Here is a 16,515-nt window from a genome sequence, read left to right as displayed (position 1 = left end):
TGGGTGGCATCTTCGACCTTCAGCCTCTGAGGTGAGGCTCAACGAAGACCGAGAACGGATGAAATTACCAACACGATAACGGCTGCCCCGCAATATAGACAATAATGATCAGATTGAGTCCTTTCAGGACGAGCAAGTGCGTCAATACTCAGGAACTGTTTTATCCACGGAGTCTTTGAATCGAGACCGCGGGTCTTGTCCTGTCTTTCTGAAGCAGGCGTACAGGAACTGTTGGATGCTGCCTCCTGGTGTCCGGTGGTATTCAAGGCTATGGTCGATCAGCTCGAAGCGAGGCCCAAGCTGTTCACTCAACCGCCTGGTATCGTAGCGGACGGTTTCAAGCCCACTGCACTGCTGAGGGCCCTCAGGCCCGAAGGTAGCCATCACCAGGTGGCCGTTGGGAGCCAGGCTGTGCAGCACTTGCTGGACATAAGCCGCGCGCTGCTCCGGATCGACGAGAAAGTGAAATACCGCACGGTCATGCCAGACGTCATAACGCTGCCCGGGAAGGTTCGCCTGGGTGACGTCACCGACAAGCCACTTTACGGTGTTGGCAGCGTTTCCCAGGCGTTGCCGCGCCACCTGGAGCGCCAAGGGGGAGATATCCAGAACGCTGATATCCCGATAGCCGCGCAGCAATAGATCATCGACCAGCGTTGACTCGCCGCCACCCACATCAATGATGGCTGCCCCATGATCTGGTGCTGCGACTTCGATGAGCTGTATCGACTTCTCCAGGTGCGGGCGATACCAGCTAACCGCATCCTGCGCCTTGTCTCGGTACACTGCTTCCCAGTAGGCCTTGGTTGTCATCTGCTTTCTCCTCAATATGTGGCGGCATGCTTAGGTGCGTATCGACATCGTCTCTGCCTGCCGGCCAATGGGTAGGCGATCACCAGGTATCTGTGAGCTTAGGCCTCGAATTTACAATAGCATTGCGATTAGTTCTTGAGCCTACTACCTTGACTTTGGGGCTACGCGTAGGTTGTAAGCTCATAATGAATGTTCACAGCGCCTTTCCCAACCTAAGAGGCGGTGTTTTTGCCATCAGCAAGATGAGGAGAAAGACCATGGTCAAGTACAAACCGCTAATCGCCATCACGCTGGCCGCCGGCTTGGGCATCGTTGCCAGCGGTGCCGCTTCCGCTCAGGGAATGTCTCAGGGCGGTCAAGGCGGCATGGGTCCCTGCATGATGATGGGCGGCCAAGGCGGCATGGGCCCCGGCATGATGATGGGCGGCCAGGGCGGCCAGGGCGGCATGGGCCCCGGCATGATGATGGGTGACCAAGGCGGCATGGGACCCGGGATGATGATGGGTGACCAAGGCGGCATGGGACCCGGGATGATGATGGGTGACCAAGGCGGCATGGGACCCGGGATGATGGGCAACATGGCCGAAATACTCGACGAGGAGCAGTTGAGCTCCCTGCGCGAGATGCGCCAGGCGCATCGTTCTGCCCAGTTCGAGCGTATGGGCGAGATGATGAACCTGCGTGACGACATGATGAGCTTGATGCGGGCGGAACGCCCTGATCCGGAGGAGGTTAAAGCTCTTCATGGTCAGATGGCCACCCTGCGCGGCGAGATGATGGCGGACAAGGTGCGCATGCATAACCAGATGCAGGACCTGCTGACTGACGAGCAGCGCGAGCAGATGCAGCGGGGCAACGCCGCGCAGTAATGTCGGGGCATATACTCGGTGCCCGTCGCTCGGCGGGCACCGCTATGCCTTATGCCGTTTAGATTGCCTATGCAATGCAGAATACTTTCGTGCGGGGATATAACGCCTTGACCGTAGAACCCCGTCATTTGAGAAATACACTGAGGTGACTTATTAAACGTTTAACTTCATGCTTCAACGTATCGCCCGAAAGCATGCCAACTCCCATGATGAGCCCTGAACGCTGATCTGTATCCGAGCATACGGTGCTTAACGGCCGTACCACCAGGTGTTCCTTAAGAAGTGACTTGGCAATAACTACGTCGTCAATCTGGGATTCAAACTCAATGCATAGGCTGATGGCATGGCTGGGCGGCGAGATATAGCGCACGTTGGGTAATGTCTTGAGATGGTCGTGAACGACTTGCTGGCGTCCCAGGTACTCCCTTTGTATGCGCTGGCACCACGCATCCAGGTCGCCATTGAACATGAATTGTGCCAGCACTGCCTGATCAAGCATGCGGCCTTCTCGAAAAAGTTCACTGCGCAATCGGTTGATAGGCGAGGCGAGGTGTTTCGGAACCACCAGGTACCCTAGACGTAAGCCGGGGAAGATCATTTTAGAAAAAGAACTCGCTAATATATGCCGGTCAGATCGGGCATCAAAGAGCAGGTTGATGTGATCGTCCTGACTGAACTCGTAGTCATCTTCAATAATATAGGCTGGGCTTAGCGCTTGGCATAAATGGCGCTTGTCCTCGATGCACGTGGGTACGCTAAGGGGATAATGATGCCCCCCCATCAGGTAGGCTAACTGAATTGGTTTGGGTGACTCGGGTAGCAGATGGCCCTTGCCAGGTGCCCATGGAATCATTTCAAGCTCAAGGTTGGAGGAGGTAAACACTTTTCGCGCCCCCCAGTAGCAGGGCGATTCCATTGCCACCGTATCCCCTGCATCGGCGAGAGCCATGGCGCAAAGCTGAATCCCGTTATGGGTTCCGTCAGTAATGATGATTTGTTCGATATCGCAATCAATGCGCCGCCAGCGCTGTAAAAAATCGCGAATGGCCCGCTTGAGAGGCCCATAACCACCGGTGGAGTAAGAGAGCAATAGGGCATTCTGGGGCACTGTCACGCTAGCGTACAGCTGGCGCCATTTACGAATCGGGAACTTGGTTATGTCAGGAATGCCCGGCACGAAAGAGCCATTTTGCACCATGCCGGCCCCGGGGTCTCGGAGAACACGCTGAGCCCTTAAAGAGAGGCGGGGCACCGGTGTTTCCGAGGGGATAGCAATAGCAGAAGCGCGGTAGCTCGACCAGGTACCCTTGCCGTGGTGCGTTACTAAAAGCTCCTCTTTAATTAATGTATTGATTGCCCTTGCGAGGGTATGCCTGGAGATTCTCAGCGTCTCGGCAAGCGCCCTGTGCCCGGGAAGACGCGTAGCACTTGACCATTTTTGTGTAATCGCCTGCCTTAGTGTCTGCTCAACGCGTACTTGCTTACTCAATGTTGAGGACTGTCGGCTGTAAAGATTATCCAGCTGTTGCAGTACTGTTTCTTGTTCCATGCCGTCCTATTCTCACTCTCAACGTTGTCGTAGGGATCGTTCCAGCGAGCGCCTGACCGTCTCTTTTTTGCCTGAGTTTCCAATATGAAAGTGGTCTGGTCCAACTTGGAAGTGGTGCATGTGTGGCTGTGCCTTTCACTGTTACGTTGCCAGTCCAGAACGCGACTCAGGAGAGCAGCATGAGCTTTATCGAACAGTGGCTTCACGATGCGGTACCCGCCCTGGTTGGCGATGAGTGGCGTACCGGCAAGCACACCTTCCCCGTGGATAATCCCGCCACTGGTGAAGCAATTGCCCGGGTGGCCGATATGGACGCCGATGACGCCCGTGATGCGGTGGCTGCAGCTTATGCAGCAGGGCCAGCCTGGCGGGCTACCCCGGTGAAACAGCGTTCAGCACTACTGCGCCGCTGGTTTGAGTTGATTACGCAACACGCCGATGAGCTTGCTCGTCTGATGACATTAGAGCAAGGCAAGCCGTTGGCCGAGGCGCGGGGCGAAGTCACCTACGGCGCATCGTTTATCGAGTTTTTTGCCGAAGAAGCCAAGCGCATGGCCGGGGAAACGCTGCCCAGCCACGGGGCGGACAAGCGCTTGCTGGTGCTGCGCGAGCCGATCGGCGTGGTGGCGGCCATTACTCCGTGGAACTTCCCGCTGGCGATGATCACCCGTAAGTGCGCCCCGGCCCTGGCCGCTGGCTGCACCGTGGTGATAAAACCCGCCGAAGCCACGCCGCTCACCGCCCTGGCCGCCGCCTATTTGGCCCTCGAAGCCGGTCTGCCCCCCGGCACGCTCAACGTCGTTACTGCCTCTTCTCCGGCAGCCGTGGGTGACGTACTGACCACCGATTCGCGGGTGCGCAAAGTCTCGTTTACCGGCTCGACCCCGGTAGGTAAGCGCCTGCTCGCCCAGTGCGCCAGCACGGTGAAGAAAACCGCCATGGAACTGGGCGGCAATGCCCCGTTTATCGTGTTTGACGATGCTGATTTAGATGCCGCCGTGGAAGGCGCCATTGTTTCTAAATTCCGCAACGCCGGACAGACCTGCGTATGCACCAACCGCTTCCTGGTGCAGGACGGCATCTATGACGCCTTTGTCGCTAAGCTCACCGAGCGTGTGAAGGCGCTGAAAGTGGGTGACGGCTTGACCGAGGGCAGCAGCATTGGCCCGCTGATCAACCAGGCAGCAGTAGACAAGGTGCAGCGCCACGTAGACGACGCCGTAAACCAGGGCGCGCGCTTACTCTGCGGCGGCGAACCCCATGCCGCAGGCGAGCGTTTCTTTACGCCCACCGTGCTGGCCGATGTGACTACCCGCATGGCGGTGGCCGATGAAGAGACCTTCGGCCCCGTGGCACCAGTATTTCGCTTTAAGCGCGATGAAGAAGCCATTGAAATGGCCAACGCCACGCCGTTTGGCTTGGCGGCCTACTTCTACGCCACCGACTACCGTCGCATTTGGCACACCATGGAGCAGTTGGAGTACGGCATGGTGGGGGTCAATGAAGGGCTGATCTCCACCGAGCTGGCGCCGTTTGGCGGCGTAAAAGAGTCAGGGCTGGGCCGTGAAGGCTCTCATCATGGCTTGGATGAATTTACCGAACTGAAGTACGTCTGTGTCGGCGGTCTTTAAATAAAAAGGTAACGAGAAATGACAAACCAGGAACTGAACGCACTGAAAGACCGCTTCGTGGCCAACGGTGCCGCGACGCCGACCACCCAGTTTGCCGAGTACGCCGAAAACGCCGAACTGTGGGATGCCGACGGCAACCGCTGGATCGACTTTGCCGGTGGCATTGGCGTGCTTAACCTCGGCCATCGCCATCCGAAGATCGTCGCCGCGGTGGAAGCGCAGCTCAAGAAAGTCATGCACACCAGCGCGGCGGTGATTTCCTACGCGCCCTACGTGCAGCTGTGCCAAAAGCTCTGTGAATTGACACCCGTACGCGGCCCCGAACGCAAGGCGATGCTGGTCAATACCGGCGCCGAAGCGCTGGAAAACGCGGTGAAGATCGCCCGCGCGGCCACCGGGCGGACCGGCATCATCACCTTCGATGGCGCCTTCCATGGCCGCACCATGATGACCCTGGCGATGACCGGCAAGGTGCTGCCCTACAAGAACGACTTCGGTCCGATGCCGGGCGATGTGTTCCGCGCACCGTTCCCCAACCCGCTGCACGGTATCAGCGAAGAGGCCTCGCTGAACGCCATTCGCACGTTGTTCAAGACCGACATTGCCCCGCACCGCACCGCCGCCATTGTGATCGAGCCGGTACAGGGCGAGGGCGGCTTCTACATTGCCTCACCGGATTACCTCAAAGCGCTGCGGGCGCTGTGTGACGAGCACGGCATCTTGCTGATCGCCGATGAAGTGCAGTCGGGCTTTGCCCGCACCGGCAAGCTGTTTGCCCTGGAACACAGCGGCATCGAGGCGGATCTTCTGACCACCGCCAAGAGCCTGGCCAATGGCATGCCGCTGTCTGCGGTGGTAGGCACGGCCAAGCTCATGGATGCCTCCGGTCCTAACTCCCTGGGCGGCACCTACAGCGGCAACCCGCTTTCGTGTGCGGCAGCGCTGGCGGTGATCGAGGTTATCGAAGAGGAAGATATCCTGGCGCGTAGCGAGCAGATGGGCAAGATGCTGGCCGAGCGTTTTGCTGTTTGGGAGCAACGTTTACCCGCCGTGGCTCATGGTCGCCAGCTAGGCGCCATGGCCGCCTTTGAACTGCTCGATAGCGAAGGCAAACCTTCCCCAGAACTGACCCAGCAAGTGTGTGCCAAAGCGCGCGAGAAAGGCTTGATTCTTCTTTCCTGTGGCTTCTACGGCAACAGCATCCGGATTCTGGTACCGCTCACAGTGTCTTCCGCTGTACTGGAAGAGGGCTTGAGTATTATCGAGCAATCGCTGGAAGCCATCAGCTAATCCTCGGCTGCATCCTGCACATCACTCGCTGTTGGTTATTATTTGGCGACCTTGAGGCAGTAGCGCTGCAGCCTACGGACCACGCTGGATTGGCTGATGCCGAGTCGCTCGGCGATGGCATAGGTGCTCGGCAGCGTTTTGCTGAGCTCCTCAAGGGTTTCACGCTCCAGGCGGGCGAGATACTCTTTGAGTGTTTCGTGGGTTTCTAGCGAGGCGGCGCTGGGTAAGGGGGAGGCGCTCGGGACGCTTGTCGGGTGGTGCTCCGCCTGGGGATGGAAGGCGGGCACCTCGATTTGATCGGTGGGGCTTGAAAGCCAGGCTCTTTCCAGCCAGTTTTCAAGTTCGCGCACGTTGCCGGGCCAGTCGCTCCCCATTAACGTCGACCAAACCCGGGTATCGAGAATTTTTTGACGCCCATAGCGCTGATTGAGTCGTTTCAGGCAGGCTTCGACGAGGTCGGGAATATCCTCCCGGCGGTCGCGCAGTGGTGGCAGGGTGACGGGAATAACGTTGAGGCGGTAATAAAGATCCAGACGAAACAGCCCGGCTTCTACCTGCTTGCCCAGATTTTGATTGGTGGCCACCACCAGGCGAAAATCTACCCGACGTGGGCGCGTATCGCCTAAGCGGGTCAAGCTGCCATCTTGAATGACTTTGAGCAGTTTAGTCTGCATCAGCAGTGGCAACTCGCCGATTTCATCGAGAAATAGCGTGCCGCCTTCGGCTTGCTCCAATAGTCCCGCTTTGCCCTGCCGCGCCGCACCACTGAAGGCACCTGGCTGATAGCCGAACATCTCGGATTCGAATAGATTCTCGGGAATCGCTGCACAGTTGACCTCAATAAAAGGGCCGTCACAACGCTGACTCCAGCGGTGTAGCTGTTTGGCAAAGGCAGTCTTGCCGACACCGGATTCGCCGAGCATCAGAACGTTGGCGTCAGAAGGCGCGACCCGCTTAAGCAGTAGCGCAATTTCACGCATGATGTTGCTTCTCACCTGCAGGTTGTCGAGTGCGTCGTCCAGTGCCCGTTCTTCCGCATCGGGGGCTGCTTGGCTGCGCTTCAAATGTTCGCTAAAGCGTTTCTGCAGTAGGGCGTATTCGTCCTGTAGTAGCTGCAGGTCGGTTAAATCCCGCGAACGGCTGATGATGCGCTCAAGCTTGCCATTCACGAACACCGGGTAGGCGTCGGCGATGACGCGGCGGCCGGTCCCGGTCACCTGCATAAGCTGAGTTGGCTTGCGTGTGCGTATCACTTCCATGCTAATTGACGGCTTCAGCACGCCCGTGGCTTGCAACTGCTGGACGCTGCTGGAAAGCAGTTCTTCCCGGGATACCCCATAGACCGCTTCGGCCCCAGGGCTAATATCCAATATCTGCCCATCGCCACTGACAATGAAGAAGTGATCGTTGGCTGTCGCCACGATCGTCTGCAGCACGCATTTGTCGATTTCACTCATCGCAACACGCTCCTTAAGCGATTCAATTATGAATCGTCGATGCATTTTTGAATCAATGAATAGCTTATTTGATGCATTTTTGCATCGAATGGTGAGTAATCCTACCTGTTTTGCGGCCCCGACGTCTTGGCATGATCTGTGCATTGAAAGAGTCAGGGAGCGTTTAAAAGCGCTTGCAGAGCGACTCAATAATTTCAAAACAAGACCAAGGAGATGTGTATGTCGGAATTCAATCAGCCGCTGGGTGGTAATAGCATGCCGCGCTTTGCCGGCCCCGCCACCATGATGCGACTGCCCACCCAAGAGAATGCTGCCGGGCTGGATGCCGCTTTCATCGGCGTCCCGATGGATATTGGTACTTCTAACCGACCTGGTACCCGTCTTGGGCCGCGCCAGATCCGCGATGAGTCGCGCATGCTACGCCCCTATAACATGGCGACCCGCGCAGCACCCTTTGAAAGCCTGCAAGTGGCCGACATCGGTGACGTACCGATCAATACCTTTCATCTGCCGAAAAGTGTCGACATCATCACCGCGTTTTATGATGAGGTACTCCAACACAGCTGCATTCCGCTAACCCTCGGCGGCGAACACACCCTGACGCTGCCGATTCTGCGCGCCATGGCTAAAAAGCATGGCCCGGTGGGGTTGATTCATATCGATGCCCATGCCGATGTGAACGAGCATATGTTCGGCGAGCCGATTGCGCATGGCACGCCTTTTCGCCGTGCCCAGGAAGAAGGCTTATTGGCCCATGGAAAGGTGGTGCAAATTGGTCTGCGCGGGACTGGTTACGCGGCTGAGGATTTCGATTGGTGTCGCGAGCAGGGCTTTCGCGTCGTGCCCGCCGAGGAGTGCTGGTATCGCTCGCTAGCGCCGTTGATGGCGCAAGTACGCGAGCAGATGGGCGACATCCCGGTGTATATCAGCTTCGATATCGATGGCCTGGACCCCTCGGTTGCCCCTGGCACCGGTACGGTGGAAATGGGCGGGCTGACGTCCACCCAAGGGTTGGAAATTGTGCGTGGTGCGGCAGGCCTGAACATTGTGGGGGGAGACCTAGTGGAAGTGTCACCGCCCTATGACCCTAGCGGCAATACTGCGCTTATGGGCGCCACGCTGCTGTATGAAATGCTTTGTGTACTGCCGGGCGTGAAACGCGGTGATTAAGATGCGCGGCCAGACCAACACTACAACGATAATTCAATCTGAGGTGCCTTATGCCATCCTCCCTTGATACATCCGACGACATAGCACTTGAGGGCGCACCGCTCTCTCGGCATGGACTGATCAAGTTCCTGGTGCCATCGATACTTGGTGTTCTGCTGTTCCTGGTGCCGTTCTCGATGGGCGATACCATCAACATCGGCATGGGTTTCGCCGCCGATGGGCTCAAGGCCCTGCTGGGGGATACCCTGCCGGCCATTGCGACGGTAGTCCTCTGCCTGTCCGTGGTCCTGACCCTGGTGGTCAAGTCGACCCATCCTGGCTGGGCGAGCGAGGGTATGCTGAAGGATCTGTTCGACGTGGCGCCTGTGTGGGTCGTCATGCGAGCCCTTGGTGCGCTCTTCGCCTTGATGACCTACTTTCAGGTGGGTCCCGAGTTCGTTACCGCCCCCTTTACGGGTGGCGTGATGCTTAACGACCTGGCACCAGTGCTCCTGACCTTCTTCTTCTTCGCCGCCATACTGCTGCCTTTCCTGGTCGACTTCGGCTTCATGGAGTTCATCGGCAGCCTACTTCGCAAACCCTTCCGGTGGATCTTCGGGTTGCCGGGCCGAAGCGCCATCGATGCCACGGCCTCCTGGATGGGGTCGGGCACCGTGGGGGTACTGATCACCACCCAGCAGTACGAGAAGGGCTTCTATAATTGTCGAGAGGCGGCGGCCATCGCCACCAACTTCTCCATCGTTTCCATTGCCTTCGCGATCCTGGTGACCACCTTCATCGGCATCAACCACCTCTTCGTGCCTTTCTACCTGACGGTGGTGGTCGCCGGTCTGGTGGCGGCCGTGATCGTGCCGCGGTTACCTCCGTTGTCGCTCAAGCCGAACACCTACTATGAGCCGGTGGGCTGCCGCCTGCAGGAAGAGCGTACCGGTGACCAGGGGCTGCTGCGCTACAGTCTGGGCATGGCCGTGGCCCGCGCGGAGAAGGCTCCCGGTCCGCGGCAGCTGGTGCGCATCGCTCTGTTCAACGTCGCCGATATCTTCTTCGGCCTGCTGCCGCTGGTCATCGCCATCGGCACCGTGGCGCTGATCCTGGCCGAGTTCACGCCGATTTTCACCTGGCTGTCGATGCCCATGGTGCCGGTGCTGGAGTGGATGGGCGTGCCTGAAGCCGAGGCTGCGGCCCCCGCTACCCTGGTGGGCTTCGCCGACATGTTCCTGCCGGCGGTACTGGGCAGCAACATCGAGAGCGAGCTGACGCGCTTCGTGATCGCCTGCCTGTCGCTGACCCAGCTGGTCTACATGTCGGAAATCGGCGCTCTTCTGCTGAAGTCCAAGATCCCGCTGAAGCTGTGGGAGCTGGCGGCGATCTTCCTGATCCGCACCGCCATCACCTTGCCGATCATTGTCGTCATGGCCCATTGGCTAGTGGGATGAGGGACCTCCAAATGACCTGTGCAGAACTGCTCATTCGACTGCTGCGCGACACCTATGGGGTGGATACCATCTTCGGTATCCCCGGGGTGCACACCGTCGAGCTCTATCGTGGCCTGGAAGGGAGCGAGGCCGCTGACATCCGCCACGTCACCCCCCGCCACGAGCAGGGTGCGGGTTTCATGGCCGACGGCTATGCCCGCGCCAGTGGCCAGCCGGGTGTTTGCCTGATTATCACCGGGCCCGGGATGACCAATATTGCCACCGCCATGGGTCAGGCCCTTGCCGATTCCATTCCCATGCTGGTGATCTCCAGCGTGAACCGCCGCGATACCTTGGGGCTGGGTCAGGGACGCCTGCACGAATTGCCCAGTCAGCAGCAGATGATCAGTGGTGTGGCACGCTTTAGCCATACACTGCTGGACGCCAGTACCTTGCCAGACGTGCTGGCCCGGGCCTTTGCCGTGTTCAACGGCGCGCGGCCGGGGCCGGTGCATATTGAAATCCCCATCGATTTATTCGATGTGCCGGTTAGCGTGCCTGCCAGTTGGCAAGCGCCTAGGCTTTATCGCGCTGCACCCGACCCCGAGGGGCTTGCCGAGGCCGCCCGCTTATTAAAAATGGCGAAACAGCCATTGGTGCTGCTGGGCGGCGGCTGCGTGGCAGCGCCGGAAGCAGCGCGGGCATTGGTCGAGCAGCTTGATGCCCCCGCGGTGACCACCATCAACGCCAAGGGGCTGTTAGGGCGCAACCACCCCTTGGATCTGGGTGCTAACGCCGCGTTGCCTGCGGTACGCGAGCTGGCGGCCAGCGCCGATGTGATTCTGGCAGTGGGTACCGAGCTGGGCGAGACCGACTACGACGTGGTGTTTGACGGTGGCTTTCACCTCAATGGCACGCTGATTCGTATTGATCTCGACCCCGAACAGCTGGTGCGTAATCAGCGCGTGACGCTGGGGCTGGTGGGCGATGCCGGGCGCAGTCTAGAGCTTCTGCTTGCTCACTTCCCCGAGCCATTAGCGCGCAACGGCGCCCAGCGCACGGCGGCGGCGTTGAGCGCGCTTAATCTGCCAAGCGATCCTGCCTTTAGCGACTTCGTGCCGCTATATGCAACGCTGGCCGAACTCCTGCCCGAGGCGATACTGGTGGGTGACTCAACGGCCCCGGTGTATGCCGGCAATCATTTGGTCTCGCAGCCAGCGCCCAGGCGCTACTTCAATGCCTCAACCGGCTACGGCACCTTGGGTTATGGGCTGCCGGCGGCGTTAGGAGCGCAGCTGGCACGGGCGGATCTGCCGGTGGTGGCGCTCGTCGGCGATGGCGGGGTGATGTTTACGCTCTCGGAAATGGCAACGGCAGTAGAGGAGCGCCTGCCGGTGGTGATTGTGCTGTGGCACAACGCGGGCTATGAAGAGATTCGCCGCTACATGGATGCCAACGGTGTTGCCCGCTTGGGCGTGGATATTCAGGCGCCGAACTTTCTCACCCTGGCTGAAGGTTTTGGTTGCCCCGGCTTACGGGTGGAAAGCCCCGCAGCATTTGCCGAGGCATTAGCCGATCGTGTACCCACCAAGCCGTTATTGATCGAAATAAATGCCGCTGCTTGGCAGCGTGCGTGCGCATTTTCAGACTAGGATACTTCCATGCAGTCACTCAGCCAGCAGTTTATCAACCAACAATTTATCAACAACCAGTGGGTGCCTTCGGCGGGCACCCGCCAACTCGACGTGATGAACCCCTACCGCGAAGAGCGTATTGCCCAAGTCACCGCGGGGGATGCGCAGGATGTGGAGGCTGCCGTGCAAGCTGCACAGCAGGCGCAGCCCGCCTGGCAAGTGCTGGGCGGTACCGCACGTGCAGGGTATCTCGATGGATTTGCCGATGCGCTGGAAGCTCGTCGGGAGGTACTCATCACGCTTTCGGCGACCAACAACGGCAAACCATTGGTGGAAGCCGGGATTGATCTGGACGATGCAATTGCCTGCTATCGCTACTACGCCCAGCAGGCCAATGCGCTGGATACCCGCCAAGGCGAATTGGTCAGTGTGGCAATGGAGGGCGTTGAAGCGCGCATCTATCACGATCCCGTCGGTGTGGTGGGGCTGATTACACCGTGGAATTTCCCGCTGGTGACCAGCGCTTGGAAGTTGGCGCCCGCTTTGGCGGCCGGTTGTACCGCGGTGCTAAAACCTTCGGAGGTCACGCCACTTCCCGAGCAAGTGCTGGCGGAGATTGCCTTGGAAATCGGCCTGCCCGCTGGGGTGTTAAACTTGTTAAATGGTGATGGTGAGGGCATCGGCGCGCCGCTGACCAACCACCCTGGCGTGGATAAAATTTCCTTTACGGGCAGTAACCGAATAGGTGAAGCGGTGATGCAGGCAGCCGCTGCCCGTACTGCCAGTGTGTCGCTAGAGCTAGGGGGGAAATCGCCGATTCTGGTGATGGAAGACGCCGACCCCGCCCAAGCCGCCGACTGGGTAATGGCCGGCATCTACTTCAATGCCGGGCAAATTTGTTCCGCAACTTCACGATTATTGGTGCACGAAAGCGTGGCGGAGGCACTCTACGCCGCCCTTGCCGAGCGTATGGATGCCTTAACGCTGGGTGACCCGCTCGCCGAAGGCACCGACTTAGGGCCACTAACCAGCGCCAAGCAGCGCGATGCGGTACAGCTCTATTTAGGCCTTGCCGAACAGGAAGGGTTAACACCGGTGCGCGATGGAAAACACCGCACGCTGCCCTCCCAAGGCTACTTTCTGGCGCCCACGCTCTACCGCGACGTACCGGTGGAAAGCCGCTTATGGCAGGAGGAGATTTTCGGACCGGTGCTGTGCGCGCGCAGCGTGACAAGCGAAGAAGAAGCGATACGGCTGGCGAACGATAGTGCCTATGGCCTGGCAGCAACGGTGATTAGTGGCGACCCCGAACGGGCACGCCGTATTGGCCGCCAGCTCAAGGCCGGTAGCATCTGGTACAACAGCGAGCAACTTGTGCTGCCCGAAACCGCCTGGGGCGGCTTCAAGCGTAGCGGTATTGGCCACGAACTTGGCCCTTGGGGGTTAAGTGCTTACCTGGAAGTGAAGCATGTGGTGGGGCCTTTAGATAGTTAACGCCAAGACCTGCAGGTGTAATGCCCAGCGATTTATTTCGTCCGGAGATTCAGCGGGTTCTTCCTCAGCGTCGAATACCGATGGTGTGTCTGGCCAATTCCGGCCAAGCATCGGCATTGGCCTGGGGCAACGTAGCGATGGCCGCCTCGACGGGTGCAGGGAAGGGCGCCGGACGCCCGGCCTCGCTGTCGATGCCCATCAGCATCTGCTCGCTGGTGGCCAGCAGGTTCCCTTCAACGTCACAAAGTTCAAAGAAGACATGCAGTCGCTTGGCGTCGTGGTCGAGCAGCGTCGCGCTGACCTGTAAAGGCTGACCCTCATGGGCCTCGCAGCGGTAGCAGAGGTGGGTTTCCAGGGTGTAGAGGGTGTAGCCGTGCTGCTTGCGGCCTTCTTCATCCAGGCCAATATGATCCATCAGCGCCTCCACTGCCAAGGAGAACACCCTGGCGTATTCGGCGTCGTTCATATGGCCGTTATAGTCGACCCATTCGGGGGCGACGTGGCTTTCCAGAATCATCATCAGATGCGTCCCTCCAGGCCCTCGGCTTCGGGCCAGTATTTCTGTGTCAATGCGAGCAGCTCCACCAGAAAGTTATCCCGGCGTCGGTCAAGCTCAGACACCAGGCGGCCAGCGGCCTGATATTGGCAGCCTTCCACTACCCGGTCGATCAGTTCATCGGTGGTGGCCACGCCGTCCTCGGCCAGGCCCAGGCGCTCAAGCGACGGCCAGCCGTTGCCGATGCCCCCGGTACCGATGACAGAAAGTTGATGGCTCATGCATTACCTCCTGCGATATCCCCAGCTATCTTGCCGGTGTGCGGATTATGTAGCCCGAGATGCTCACGAGTCTCAGCAGGTGTCATTACGCGGGTGCCGAGGTTCTCGATAAGGGTGGCGGCTTTCTCCACCAGCTGACCGTTGCTGGCCAGCACTCCCTTCTTCAGATAAAGGTTGTCTTCCAGGCCGACCCGGGCATGGCCACCCAGCAGTACTGCCTGGGCCACCATGGGCATCTGGTGGCGACCGATGCCGAAGGCCCCCCATTGGGCGTTCGCCGGCAGTTTGTTGCGCATGACCAGCATGGTCTCGGTGTCCGCCTCGGCGCCCCAAGGAATACCCAGGCACAGCTGATAAAGCGGGTCGCCGTCAATCAGACCCTCTTGCTGAAGCTGGCGGGCGAACCACACATGGCCCAGGTCGAAGCACTCGAGTTCCGGCTTGACGCCTGCCGACTGTACCAGGCGGGCGTGCTCGCGCAGCCAGTCGGCAGGGTTCACATAAACCATGTCACCAAAGTTGAGGCTGCCGCAGTCCAGTGTGCACAGCTCCGGCAGCAGCTCGCCCACCGGTTCATGGCGTTGTGCCGGGGTCTGGATATCGGTGCCCGGGCCGCCGCGGCTGGGGTCGGCAGCATCGGGAGTCCAGTCGCCACCACCGCCAGCGGTGATGTTCATCACGATATCCACCGCTGCCTCGCGGACGCGTTCCATCACCTCGCGGAAGTGCTCCACGGAGTGGCTGATGCCGCCGGTCTCGGGATCGCGCACATGAATATGCGCCACACTGGCGCCAGCCTTGGCGGCCGCGAGGCAGTCGTCGGCGATCTGTTTGGGAGTCACCGGCACATTGGGGTTCTTGCCAGCAGTATCGCCGGCGCCGGTAACGGCACAGGTCAGAATGACGTTGGGGTTCATGCTCCGTTCCTTTTATCGGTTCAGGGTTTAATGTCATGCAGTGTGGCTGTGTTGCCATGTACTTTGTTGGTGTAAGGCGACACTGGGAGTGCAATAAGCGACGTTTTTAGAATAGGGAGGCGTGACCAAGGGCATTACATGGTGTTCGGCATGGTCTTGCCCGAGCAGTCACTGTTTGATCTATATGTCGTGGCTGAGCGTGCCATCCGGGTATAGCCTGGCGGTGGCACCTTCTGCCTCGATCATAGACATCGATGATCACCCGCGTGGTAATATGGGTAGCCTTAATGCCAATGGCTATACTATGAAGGTCTACCCAATTTGATAGTATCCCGGTCTGACGCTGCCCTTGATAAACCCCTGTCGGTGGGATTCGTCTTGCTGCATCGTTTTACACTTTTGCCTTTCGCAGCGTTTGTTGATTGTTTGCGTCTGGCTGCCGACGAGGGTGACCGCAGTCGCCAGCTTCGCTGTCATTGGACGTTCATGACCAGTACCGGAGAGCATGCAACGTCTAGTTGCGGCGCAGCCATCACGCCTTGTGTTCCCCTGCAGGATCCCCAGGAGTTTGATTATATCGTTGTGATTGGGGGGATTCAGGACGAGCATAACCGGGTCGATTCCCAGGCATTGGCTTACTTGCGACGGGCGGCGGCAGAAAAAGTCTCATTGGTAGGGGTGTGTACCGGCGTTTTCGCCCTGATCCAAGCAGGGCTAATGGAGGGACGCCGTTGCTGCGTCAGTTGGTACCATCACCGCGATCTTACCCGACGCTTCCCCGCCATCACACCCGTGGCCGATCGTCTCTTTATCGATGATGGCGATCTCCTCACCTGTGCGGGCGGGGCATCCACGGCGGATCTGGCTGCCTATCTCATAGAGCGTCACATGGGTAAAGCCTGGGCCATGAAGAGCCTGCATATCATGTTGATTGATGAGGCCCGCTCAGGTAGCTATGCTCAGCCGCAGCCAGTAGTTTTCGTCAAGGTGGAAGATCGTTTGGTCAGACGTGCCATTGCCCTGCTTGAGCAGCATTTAGGTGAATCCATGTCGGTAGACGTTCTTTCTGAGCGAGTAGGAACGTCCAGACGTCATCTGGAGCGGCGCTTTCGCGATACATTGGGGGTAAGCCCTCAAAAGTTTTCGCGGGAATTACGTTTGCGTTATGGCCTATGGCTACTGCACTACACCGAAAAAAGCGTCACCGAGATCGGCGGACGCTGTGGTTTTGCTGACACTGCTCATTTCTCACGCAATTTCCGCACTGCTTTTGGGCTGTCGCCCTCTGATATACGCAAGCGTGCCGGGCTCCCGGATAGCATGCCTGTCGATCCTCACTTCTTGCATGTTCATGATGAAACCATGCGCTGAAGGATCTCTGCCACACCGCTGAGTGACACCCCTTTATTTTTTAGGCACCCATCTCTGTACTCAGCGCCTCCACATCCTGCGTTTTCCGACTCCATTCATAAAACTTGTCGCATCTGTTCAATTCCTGG

The 16,515-nt window shown here is 58.8% G+C and carries 13 protein-coding genes and 1 pseudogene; 8 read left to right on the top strand and 6 right to left on the bottom strand.

Annotated elements, in window-relative coordinates; genetic code table 11:
• Nucleotides 1-141: 141 nt before the first annotated feature.
• Complete coding sequence (locus LG290_RS10475; protein WP_499834784.1) at nt 142-813, bottom strand: class I SAM-dependent methyltransferase; 672 nt, start codon at nt 811-813, stop codon at nt 142-144.
• A gap of 257 nt (nt 814-1,070) precedes the next feature.
• On the opposite strand from LG290_RS10475, the gene LG290_RS10470 reads away from it, so the two are divergent.
• Nucleotides 1,071-1,682: a Spy/CpxP family protein refolding chaperone gene (locus LG290_RS10470; RefSeq protein WP_499834783.1), complete on the top strand. Its 612-nt coding sequence runs from the start codon at nt 1,071-1,073 to the stop codon at nt 1,680-1,682.
• A 124-nt stretch (nt 1,683-1,806) separates the two neighbouring features.
• Here the strand turns inward: LG290_RS10470 and LG290_RS10465 are convergent, their stop codons facing one another.
• The gene (locus tag LG290_RS10465) at nt 1,807-3,231 is read right to left on the bottom strand and encodes an aminotransferase-like domain-containing protein (protein WP_499834782.1); all 1,425 of its coding nucleotides are present in this window, start codon (nt 3,229-3,231) and stop codon (nt 1,807-1,809) included.
• A 179-nt stretch (nt 3,232-3,410) separates the two neighbouring features.
• Between LG290_RS10465 and LG290_RS10460 the strand changes: the two genes are divergently transcribed.
• The gene (locus tag LG290_RS10460; protein ID WP_499834781.1) at nt 3,411-4,862 is read left to right on the top strand and encodes an NAD-dependent succinate-semialdehyde dehydrogenase; all 1,452 of its coding nucleotides are present in this window, start codon (nt 3,411-3,413) and stop codon (nt 4,860-4,862) included.
• An 18-nt stretch (nt 4,863-4,880) separates the two neighbouring features.
• Nucleotides 4,881-6,152: a 4-aminobutyrate--2-oxoglutarate transaminase gene (gabT, locus tag LG290_RS10455; RefSeq protein WP_499834780.1), complete on the top strand. Its 1,272-nt coding sequence runs from the start codon at nt 4,881-4,883 to the stop codon at nt 6,150-6,152.
• A 38-nt stretch (nt 6,153-6,190) separates the two neighbouring features.
• On the opposite strand, the gene LG290_RS10450 is transcribed toward gabT, so the two are convergent.
• Nucleotides 6,191-7,609: a sigma-54 interaction domain-containing protein gene (locus tag LG290_RS10450; protein ID WP_499834779.1), complete on the bottom strand. Its 1,419-nt coding sequence runs from the start codon at nt 7,607-7,609 to the stop codon at nt 6,191-6,193.
• Between the two features lie 219 nt (nt 7,610-7,828).
• Between LG290_RS10450 and speB the strand changes: the two genes are divergently transcribed.
• From speB to LG290_RS10430, 4 genes are read left to right on the top strand one after another with little or no spacing between them, the layout of a single operon-like run.
• Nucleotides 7,829-8,779, top strand: a complete 951-nt coding sequence (gene speB / locus LG290_RS10445) for an agmatinase (protein ID WP_499834778.1) — start codon at nt 7,829-7,831, stop codon at nt 8,777-8,779.
• Between the two features lie 50 nt (nt 8,780-8,829).
• A complete protein-coding gene (locus tag LG290_RS10440) occupies nt 8,830-10,215 on the top strand; it encodes a YjiH family protein (RefSeq protein ID WP_499834777.1) in 1,386 nt (461 codons plus the stop codon).
• Nucleotides 10,216-10,226: 11 nt separating this feature from the next.
• Complete coding sequence (locus LG290_RS10435; RefSeq protein ID WP_499834776.1) at nt 10,227-11,846, top strand: 5-guanidino-2-oxopentanoate decarboxylase; 1,620 nt, start codon at nt 10,227-10,229, stop codon at nt 11,844-11,846.
• A 9-nt stretch (nt 11,847-11,855) separates the two neighbouring features.
• The gene (locus LG290_RS10430; protein WP_499834775.1) at nt 11,856-13,322 is read left to right on the top strand and encodes an aldehyde dehydrogenase family protein; all 1,467 of its coding nucleotides are present in this window, start codon (nt 11,856-11,858) and stop codon (nt 13,320-13,322) included.
• 64 nt (nt 13,323-13,386) lie between these two features.
• Here LG290_RS10430 and LG290_RS10425 read toward each other — a convergent pair whose 3' ends face one another.
• The 3 genes and pseudogenes from LG290_RS10425 to LG290_RS10415 all read right to left on the bottom strand — a co-directional run bounded on the left by LG290_RS10425 (nt 13,387) and on the right by LG290_RS10415 (nt 15,016).
• Nucleotides 13,387-13,842, bottom strand: coding sequence for a thioesterase family protein (locus LG290_RS10425; protein ID WP_499834774.1), 456 nt, complete (start codon nt 13,840-13,842; stop codon nt 13,387-13,389).
• Nucleotides 13,842-14,099: pseudogene (locus LG290_RS10420) on the bottom strand (L-carnitine dehydrogenase); the annotation flags it as partial. The pseudogene LG290_RS10420 and the gene LG290_RS10425, both read right to left, overlap by 1 nt.
• Nucleotides 14,096-15,016 (bottom strand): beta-keto acid cleavage family enzyme, encoded by a 921-nt coding sequence (locus tag LG290_RS10415; protein WP_499834773.1) that lies wholly within the window; start codon nt 15,014-15,016, stop codon nt 14,096-14,098. The gene LG290_RS10415 and the pseudogene LG290_RS10420, both read right to left, overlap by 4 nt.
• Nucleotides 15,017-15,394: 378 nt before the next feature.
• Between LG290_RS10415 and LG290_RS10410 the strand changes: the two genes are divergently transcribed.
• Nucleotides 15,395-16,387 (top strand): GlxA family transcriptional regulator, encoded by a 993-nt coding sequence (locus LG290_RS10410; RefSeq protein WP_499834772.1) that lies wholly within the window; start codon nt 15,395-15,397, stop codon nt 16,385-16,387.
• Nucleotides 16,388-16,515: the final 128 nt, after the last annotated feature.

The organism is Halomonas sediminis (genome assembly GCF_044871105.1).
Taxonomy (GTDB): domain Bacteria; phylum Pseudomonadota; class Gammaproteobacteria; order Pseudomonadales; family Halomonadaceae; genus Vreelandella; species Vreelandella zhuhanensis.
The sequence above is the reverse complement of the archived record's forward strand: the minus strand, read 5'-3'. Positions and strand labels throughout refer to the sequence as shown.